This is a genomic window from Psychrobacter sp., from assembly GCF_035469765.1.
Classification (GTDB): Bacteria; Pseudomonadota; Gammaproteobacteria; order Pseudomonadales; family Moraxellaceae; genus Psychrobacter.
In genome coordinates, this window is sequence record NZ_DATIRM010000030.1 from 1 (window position 1) to 9,159 (window position 9,159).

General features: G+C 43.2%; 6 protein-coding genes and 1 pseudogene. 3 read left to right on the forward strand and 4 right to left on the reverse strand.

Features of this window, described 5'->3' with window-relative positions; all coding sequences use genetic code 11:
• Positions 1-212 precede the first annotated feature (212 nt).
• Positions 213-689: a ribosomal protein S18-alanine N-acetyltransferase gene (gene rimI, locus VLN09_RS00715; RefSeq protein ID WP_325243146.1), complete on the forward strand. Its 477-nt coding sequence runs from the start codon at positions 213-215 to the stop codon at positions 687-689.
• A gap of 159 nt (positions 690-848) precedes the next feature.
• On the opposite strand, the gene VLN09_RS00720 is transcribed toward rimI, so the two are convergent.
• The 3 genes from VLN09_RS00720 to trxB all read right to left on the reverse strand — a co-directional run bounded on the left by VLN09_RS00720 (position 849) and on the right by trxB (position 3,218).
• Positions 849-1,286 carry a MerR family transcriptional regulator gene (locus VLN09_RS00720; protein ID WP_325243148.1) on the reverse strand — a complete coding sequence of 146 codons (438 nt, stop codon included), beginning with the start codon at positions 1,284-1,286 and terminating at the stop codon, positions 849-851.
• A 96-nt stretch (positions 1,287-1,382) separates the two neighbouring features.
• Positions 1,383-2,195, reverse strand: a complete 813-nt coding sequence (aat, locus tag VLN09_RS00725; RefSeq protein WP_325243150.1) for a leucyl/phenylalanyl-tRNA--protein transferase — start codon at positions 2,193-2,195, stop codon at positions 1,383-1,385.
• The gene (gene trxB / locus VLN09_RS00730) at positions 2,196-3,218 is read right to left on the reverse strand and encodes a thioredoxin-disulfide reductase (RefSeq protein ID WP_325243152.1); all 1,023 of its coding nucleotides are present in this window, start codon (positions 3,216-3,218) and stop codon (positions 2,196-2,198) included.
• Between the two features lie 573 nt (positions 3,219-3,791).
• Between trxB and VLN09_RS00735 the strand changes: the two genes are divergently transcribed.
• Together VLN09_RS00735 and VLN09_RS00740 are read left to right on the forward strand one after the other, a co-directional pair.
• Positions 3,792-7,070 carry a DNA translocase FtsK gene (locus tag VLN09_RS00735; protein WP_325243155.1) on the forward strand — a complete coding sequence of 1,093 codons (3,279 nt, stop codon included), beginning with the start codon at positions 3,792-3,794 and terminating at the stop codon, positions 7,068-7,070.
• Positions 7,071-7,341: 271 nt separating this feature from the next.
• Complete coding sequence (locus VLN09_RS00740) at positions 7,342-8,835, forward strand: amidase (protein ID WP_325243157.1); 1,494 nt, start codon at positions 7,342-7,344, stop codon at positions 8,833-8,835.
• Between the two features lie 51 nt (positions 8,836-8,886).
• Here the strand turns inward: VLN09_RS00740 and VLN09_RS00745 are convergent.
• Positions 8,887-9,159: pseudogene (locus tag VLN09_RS00745) on the reverse strand (dioxygenase); the annotation flags it as partial.

Genomic DNA, 9,159 nt, shown 5'->3' on the forward strand with positions numbered 1-9,159 from the left:
CGTGAAGGCGGCCGTACTGTAGGCGCTGGTGTTGTTGCTAACGTATTAAACTAATGCTTAACGCTGTCAGAGTAATCTGATCTTCGTTAATAGGTTAGTCAAAAGCCGTTCTCTTTATTGAGAGCGGCTTTTTTGTGGGTGTTAATAAATGACAGTATCGGCAATCAACGATAATATAACTGACATTTAAGCCAATAAATAAAGGAGCTCTGATGTTCAGTATAAAGATGCTAATAAATGAGCCAGATAAGCGTGCAGAAATGCTTGAAGCAGTTGCAGCTATTGAAGCTATGGTTCAGCTACAGGAGCCTTGGAGTTATAAAACCATCAATGATTTTCTCCAGCAAGATAGCATTAAGTTAATGCTCATGACCGATACAAATAACGATGAGGTGGTAGGATATTGTTTATATCAGGTGTTGTTTGAGCAAGCAGAGATTTTTCGTATCGGCACTCATCCTAATTATCAGCGACAAGGGATTGCCTCACAAATATTTGCAAGACTGAATGAGGAGCTGAAAAACCAGCAGGTAGAGGCGCTTTTATTGGAAGTGCGAGCAGACAATATAGCGGCAATAGCATTATATGAGCAGCAAGGATTTACTATAATTCATAGCCGTAAAGGCTATTATCAGGTAGGACTTCAATCAGCTATTGACGCGTTAATTATGCAGCATATTTATCGCTGAGCCCAGCCAGTATAAAAAGACTATAGTACTGCTGCATTGAATTTTTTACAGCATCTGTCACGTAGGCAGCAGCCAGTAAGAAAAATTTATACAGTAGCACGTTAGCATAATCATCTCTCTTAAAGTTTGAGATGACTATATGAATACGATATCTGGCTTTTATTTAGAGGAAGGTAGCGTCTTTTTACAGATATCAATATCAAGCTCGTAGTGACTATCCGCTTTCATACGTGCGAGTATCTCAATACGTTCTGCCAACATCTCTATCATCAAGCTGATAGTCGCTTGTTGTTTTTTGATTTGCGTAAGTTTTTGCTCAGTGAGGCTTAGCTGTAAATCAATATCGAGCTGCCCATCATAATAATCATTAAGACTGTCTTTTATCTCAGTCAAGGTAAAGCCAATCGCTTGAGCGCTTTTGATTAGTTCGATACGTTCAACACACTCGGGATGAAATTCGGTATAAAGGCGTGAACCTGCCTGACGCTTACGAGATTTCAGTAGACCCAATTGGTCATAATGACGAATGGTATCTTTAGTCGTATTGGCTGTGGTTGCAAGCTTACCTATTAATAAAAAAGAGGTGTCAGGTGCCATAATCAACTCATAATAATATAGTCAGTTTAAAATAAAAAGTGACGCGTTAGATAGGGTTATTTTATAAGACATTTTATTTAAGATTAAAGTAATGCTTCAAATTTTTAATTGCCATGGCTGTGGTTTGTCTAGCAGTGATACTGGTAGAGAATGATGAGAATTCTTGTGCCAACTGATTGCACCAGTCGCTATTAAGGTGTCAAGTTGGATTAGAAACTCAGAACGCCCTAAGGTGATAGCACCTAAACTCATCAGATGGTCGTTAGGTAATTGACAGTCGACCAGCTTCACATTACTTTGCTCACATAAGCGCATCAAGCCCCAAAATGCCAGTTTTGATGCATTAGAAGCAATATGAAACATCGACTCACCAAAATAAATACCGCCTATTTTTAAGCCGTATAAACCGCCAACAAGTGCTCCTTTATCATCCCAAACTTCAATACTATGAGCAAAGCCTTGAGCGTGCAGCTCGGTATAGGCATCAATCATTTCATCATGAATCCAAGTATGCTCGCCCTCAGGCGGTTTCTCATTGACGCCATTACTACGCGGTAAACTACAAGCGTGTATGACCTCATCAAAAGCTTGATTCAGCGTCAACTGCCAACGACTACGGTTTGCTTGCTTACGTAGTGATTTACTCGGCTGATAGTCGGTTGGTTGTATCACACATCTGGGCTCAGGACACCACCAAGCAATCGGCTCATCGTCATTAAACCAAGGAAATAGACCCTGTGCGTAAGCAGAAATCAGCGTCTCAGGAGCTAAATCTCCCCCGATAGCTACAATGCCCATACCTTCAGGATCTACCGTAGCTGGCTCTGGAAAGTCATAACGCCCAAGACTCTTGATATGCTGAGCAAAAGCCTCAGGTGTTGTATGACCATTGTTAGCAAAGTCGCTCATTTACGCTTCTTTGTCAGCTGTCAACGTTGAAGCATAAGTATGGTCTTGGGCAACGGTTTCACCAATAGCATCCAAGTATTTTTCGGCATCAAGTGCTGCCATACAGCCCGTACCAGCAGAGGTAATCGCTTGACGATAGACGTGATCTGCCACGTCGCCTGCGGCAAAGACACCTTCGATACTGGTTTGGGTGGCATTACCATTCAGACCGCTATTGACGATAAGATAACCGTCTTTCATCTCTAACTGACCTTCGAATAAGTCAGTATTCGGCTTATGACCAATCGCGACAAACATACCAAACACGTCCAATTGCTTGGTGCTGCCATCAATCATAGATTCAATAACAACGCCATTAACACCCATATCATCACCAACCACTTCTTTTACGCTGTGGTTCCACTCGATTTTGATATTGCCATTTTTAGCTTTTTCAAACAGCTTATCTTGTAGGATTTTTTCTGAGCGTAAGCTATCACGGCGATGCACTAACGTGACTTCTGAAGCGATATTTGATAAATATAATGCTTCTTCGACAGCCGTATTACCACCACCAATAACTGCTACTTTTTGGTCTTTATAAAAGAAACCATCACAAGTCGCACAAGCAGAAACGCCAAGACCGCGGAATTTGGTTTCAGACTCCAATCCTAAATACTGTGCTGATGCGCCTGTTGAGATAATTAATGCATCACAAGTATAGCTGCCATTATTACCAGTCAGCTCAAAAGGGCGCACGTTTAAATTAACGCTATTGATATGATCATAAACCAGTTCTGTACCGAAGCGCTCAGCATGGGCTTTCATACGATCCATCAACGCAGGACCTGTTAAATCATGCGCATCACCCGGCCAGTTATCGACTTCGGTGGTGGTTGTGAGCTGTCCGCCGACTTCCATACCGGTTACCATAACAGGCTTGAGGTTAGCACGCGCCGCATAGACCGCTGCTGAATACCCAGCAGGACCTGAACCTAGAATAATGAGTTTTTCGTGGCGTGGAGCGGTATTATCAGTTGCCATAAGATTTCCTTGCTAGAGCAATAAAAGTGAAAAGGTTCAACGTTAAAATAATAAGTATTATAAAAGATAAGCGTAAAAATGACGACGCATATGGTTTTTATCGTTGCTATGTGATAATAACATAAGGACTGAGGGCAAAAAGTGCAAGTTTGCTAAAACGAATATGGGTATCATTAGAACTAAAGCAGCTCGCTCTTGAAATTCTGATGATAAAAGCGAGAAGATATTCAAAATTTATCATGCAGAAAGACGGATAATATTCTTTTGATAGCTGTATTTTTCGCTAAATTACTGCCGGATTGATTTTCTTATGCGCTTTATTGATAACGTGGTCGCCATGGCAGCTATGTATTTGTTATTATAAGAAGTTGTATGTTTAGTACAAAATAAACACGGTGTCCATTTTGGTACTTTATAGCCATATTTTAGGTAAGAAATATACACTAGCAAGCCCCATCAGAAACTTATTACAGCAGTATCTATCAGAAATTTATGTCAGCATGATTAGGCTTAATCATGGTTTGACGACCATTGAGTATTCATGACGAGTATTAACAACAAGGCAGACCTTACGTGATATCAGCACCAATTATTGATTATTTAAAAAAGGGCATATTTACCCTACTGGGATTACTCCTCGCGGTTTATTTGTTCGTCATTTTGATGACTTATACGGGTAATGATCCTAGCTGGTCACACATCAGTAGTGATATGACTGCCATTAATAATATGGGCGGCGAGATGGGCGCATGGCTATCAGATTTGCTGTATAGCTTCTTTGGTTTTGGTGCGTGGTGGTTGCTGGCGTTTTTGGTTTATGAGTCGGTGCTGATTTGGTGGGACAATAAACCGACGTTTTGGCTATTACGCTTGGTTGCTTACGTGTTTTTAATATTGAGCAGCAGTGCGTTATTTGCCCAGTTGATTGCATTGCTACAGCAGGTGGCAGATCCGATATCGTCATGGCTCAAAGGAGTTGCGGGCGGTATCATCGGTCTTGAGCTACAAGCGCGATTAGCACAACTGTTATCACAGTGGGGCAGTGTGACGTTTTTGGCAGTGTTTGTCGCTATTACGACCACCTTTGCCTTTAATATTCATTGGATGAGTATTTACGAAAAGTTCAAAACCTTGTCTTGGTTTGGATCGGGCGTCAAAAATCTTGATAGCACTCTTGATGATAATGAAATAAAACAAGAAGACAATGCTACTAGTGCTGTCAATAAACAAGGTCGTGATACGGCGATAAGTGAGAATAATACCCCAGAATATGAGCAATTACCGCTCGAGCTGCAAGCGGCTGAACAGAGTAATACTAAAGAGAGAGACAGTAGAAGTGGTCGCTTTAATAGCGCATTGACAGATTTCCTATCGTCTTCAGGATTGGGTGCCAGTGTAAAAGCCTCTATGGCAGCCGCTGCGCAAGTAGCCAGTGAAAGTGCCAAACGAGAAGAGCCGCTGCAAACTGCTGCCGCCACAACGACTGGCAATAGCGCTTTTAACCTCAGTCAAACATCAGCATCTGCAAACGCTGCACCAGTGCCTATCAGAAAAGTTGAGCCAAGTTTTGCATGGAATGATGCCAATACCGTCGATGACTTATTGGCAAATCAGATAGTGACAGAGCAAGACATCATACCTTATGAGGCGGTAAACAATTCTTTTGATAGCTCAAATACTGACGCCTCTTTTGCTCAGCCAGTTATTGATGCTATTCAAGCAGACAGTCAGCAATCGAGTGAGCAAACAGCCACCAGTACATTGGATAGCTCTACTGACACTGCTCCGACCACGCCAACTACTCATGCAGATACTCCTAAAGCAGCTAGTATCGATACCTTGGTCGATGCATGGTTAGCGGAACATGCCGCAGTGCCAGAAACTACTGATTTTAACAATGAACAAGAATTATCCGTCATAGAGACATTAGTAGAAATGCCAGCTGCACCTACTAAGCAGCAAACTGCTATCTCACTAAACGACTCTACTGATGAATTATCTAATAACAGTTCAGCTGAACTGCCAGAAAATTTGGCACCTTCTTTTAACGCTGATGTAGCAAATGCATCAGAAATAACAGATATGACGCCGACCAATACCCCGCCTACAAATCCAAAAGCACTACCAATAGCAGAGAGTATGGCTACCATATCGAGTATTGAATCAGCCACAGCACCTAAACCAACCATGAATTTTGCGGTGCCAGAAGGTGATAGTAGCAATCATATTACCGATATGATGCCGGAAGATGACAATGTTTACGATAGTGCTGACGATATTCATGCGCCCGTTATGCCTCATATTAGTGATGATATTGCATTCAGTCAAAAATCACGCTCAATGCAAACGGCTGCCTATCGTAGCAGTCTGTCGCCGATTCCAGAGCTGTCTATTTTAGATAAGCCAGACCCCAATCGTCAGCCAAGCTATACGCTTGCTGAGCTTGAGCAGTTATCAGAGCTGCTGGAGATAAAATTACAAGAGTTTAATGTTAAAGCAAACGTCGTCAATGCGATTCCAGGACCTGTGGTGACTCGCTTTGAAGTAGACCTTGCGCCTGGGATAAAAGCCAGTAAAGTCACAGGGATTTCACGCGATTTGGCACGCTCATTATCAATGGCATCTTTACGTGTGGTCGAAGTCATTCCTGGCAAACCCTATATTGGCATCGAAGTGCCCAATAAACAGCGCGAAATGGTGCGTTTGATTGAGTTATTGGATACCGAAAAATTTAAAGATCCTAAAGCGCAAATCAGTATGGCGATGGGTAAAGATATTGGTGGCAAAGCTATTATTACTGATCTTGCACGAGCGCCCCATATGTTAGTTGCTGGTACAACAGGCTCTGGTAAATCAGTCTTAGTCAACGCCATGTTACTATCTATGCTGCTTAAATATACACCGAACGAGCTACGGATGATTCTTATCGATCCTAAGCAGCTTGAGCTTGCCAACTATAATGACATTCCGCATTTGCTGACGCCAGTCGTTACCGATATGACTGAGGCGGCAAGTGCCTTGTCATGGTGCGTAGCAGAGATGGAACGTCGTTATCAGCTCATGAGCTTACTAAAGGTACGTAAGCTTAATGAGTTTAACAAAAAGGTCATTGCTGCTGAAAAGTCAGGCAATCCAATGCTTGACCCATTATGGCGACCCAATGACAGCGTGAGTATTAGTCAAGCACCAAAGCTTAAAACTTTACCTATGATTGTCATTGTTGCCGATGAGTTTGCCGATATGATTATGCAGGTTGGCAAGCAGGCAGAAGAATTAATTACGCGCTTGGCGCAAAAATCGCGGGCAGCAGGGATTCACTTAATCCTTGCGACTCAACGTCCCTCAGTTGATGTCATTACTGGTCTAATTAAAGCCAATATTCCCGTACGAGCAGCGCTACGAGTCAACTCAAAAGTCGACTCACGAACTATTTTGGATAGTGGTGGCGCAGAAGATATGCTTGGTAATGGTGATATGCTGTTCTTAGGACCTGGGCAGATTGAACCTGATCGTGTCCATGGTGCCTATGTCAGCGATGAAGAGGTGAATAGCGTCTGTGATGCATGGCGAGAGCGCGGTGCGCCGGATTATATTGATAATATGGCTGGCAATTTTGAGTTGTCTAGTCCTAATGGCGGCAGTAATGGTAATGCCAGCGCGTCTGGCGAAGACGATGATCTTTATAATGAAGCCGTTGGTTTTATTATGGAGACACGCAAAGTTTCTGCTTCTAGTATTCAGCGTAAATTCAGCATTGGTTATAACCGTGCTGCACGTATTGTTGATTCGATGGAAGAGGCTGGACTGGTCAGCTCGATGGGCAAAAGCGGTAAGCGTGAGCTATTGATGTAGCCTTTAGGTTCCATTGAGTAATAACTGAAAAATAATACAGAACGAGTGACGAAAGTGACTCGTTTTTTATTGTCAAAATGTTAAGGAGTTTTATTCAATAGAGAGCGTCAATAGCATTACCTTTGGGATATTTATAAACATATCGAATAGGGTTATAAATATCCCAAATGACCAGTGAGTTTGTTTATCTATCATAAACCGTGATTGTTTATATTAAACTGGTTATCACTCTCAAAATCTTAATCCAATTACTCTCCAAGGAAGGTCAGTTATGTTTAAAGAATATACTCAGTACGATGCGATAGCGTTGGCAGCATTGGTCAATGCAGGGGAAGTCAGCGCCAAAGAACTATTGGATGCGGCAGTTCATCAAGCCAATACCCTTAATCCCAAATTGAACGCCATTATCCACCGCTTTGATGAGCGTGCTTATGCTGCTGCGCAGAAAGGGCTACCAAAAGGTGTGTTCAATGGTGTCCCTTATTTATTAAAAGATTTATTTTTTAGCTTCGCCGATGAACCTCTCACCATGGGCAGTCGTAGCGTGAATATCGTATCAAAAATCGATAATGAAATCGTCAAGCGTATGAAAGCTACCGGCGTCAATACCTTTGGTAAGACCAATACCCCTGAGTTTGGTTTGATTATCACTACTGAGCCAAAAGCGCATGGCGTGACACATAACCCGTTTAAAAAAGGTTATAGCTCTGGTGGCTCATCGGGCGGTAGTGCGGCTGCAGTAGCAAGCGGTATCGTACCGATGGCAGGCGCGGGTGATGGGGGCGGCTCGATACGCTTTCCTGCCGCGTGGTGTGGTGCGTTTGGACTTAAACCCAGTCGCGGACGCAACCCAATGGGACCGTTATTAGGTGAAGGCTGGGAGGGAGCGGTCGCGGATCATGTGATTACACGTAGCGTGCGCGATAGTGCTGCCATGCTCGACGCGACTAGCGGGGCAGAAATCGGTGCGCCTTTTATCATTGCGCCACCTGAGGGCACGTTTTTACAAGCTGCAATGCGTGCACCAAGACAATTAACCATCGCTCTGCACCAACAGCCATTGGTTGCCAACACTGTGGTCGATAAGGAGGTGCTGGCGGTATTAGAGCAGACTGCTAAGCAGCTTGAGGCCATGGGTCATCGTGTGATACCGGCTGAGCCTAATATTAATATTGAACAGTTTTGGCATGATTTTTTGGTGGTTGTTTGCGCGCATACCGCGTTTACCATTGATAATATCGAGCGTACTCACGGCATACAGCACATAAAAAACCTTGAACCGCAGACTCATAATATGGCAATGCTTGGACGCTCGCTATCGGCAGTAGATTTGGTGCACGCCAAGCACGGCTGGCATGATAGCCGATACCAAACGGGTCTGCTACTTGAGACCTACGATATGATTCTGTGCCCAACCGTACCGACTCCAGCTGTTAAACATGGCGTGCTACCGCCAAGCCGTATGGATGAAATGCTCATGCGAAGTGCTGGCTTGCTTAATAAAGGCATTGATATGGGCAAATACGCCTTTAGCTCAGGCGTGATTGAAAAGCTAAGCTCACCAGTGCTTGGAAAAATGAGCTTTACCTTATTGGGTAATATCACAGGTTTGCCAGCCATGTCATTGCCTGTCGGTATGAGTAAAAAAGGACTGCCGATTGGTATGCAGCTGATAGGACGTATGAATGATGAAACGACGTTATTGAGTGTCGCTGGCGAGATGGAGCGCGCAGGCTTATTTACTAAGTTTGCTTTCGAAAAATAATTTTTATGTTAATAAAATAATTACGAAGAAAAGCGTCTTGGCAAAAGCATATTAATCAAAGCGATAGATATCCATACCCAAGCTATGATGTGCCATACTTTGATGCACGACTGAGACACGTTGACCGGCACCTAAGGCAAAGAATAGTGGCAATAAATGCTCGTCACTGGGATGAATGTCTTTATAATCAGGATATTGCTGCCAGTCTAAGGCGCTTGGGATGTCGGTTTTGAGCTGTTGTAGCAGCCAAACTTTAAAACCTTTTGCTGTTTGGTCGATACTATTCGCTTGCCAACGTAATGCTTGCAAATTGTGGGTGATATT

Coding starts and splice junctions, on each gene's coding strand:
- rimI (WP_325243146.1), top strand. CDS start 213: ATGTTCAGTATAAAGATGCTAATAAATGAGCCAGATAAGCGTGCAGAA.
- VLN09_RS00720 (WP_325243148.1), bottom strand. CDS start 1,286: ATGGCACCTGACACCTCTTTTTTATTAATAGGTAAGCTTGCAACCACA.
- aat (WP_325243150.1), bottom strand. CDS start 2,195: ATGAGCGACTTTGCTAACAATGGTCATACAACACCTGAGGCTTTTGCT.
- trxB (WP_325243152.1), bottom strand. CDS start 3,218: ATGGCAACTGATAATACCGCTCCACGCCACGAAAAACTCATTATTCTA.
- VLN09_RS00740 (WP_325243157.1), top strand. CDS start 7,342: ATGTTTAAAGAATATACTCAGTACGATGCGATAGCGTTGGCAGCATTG.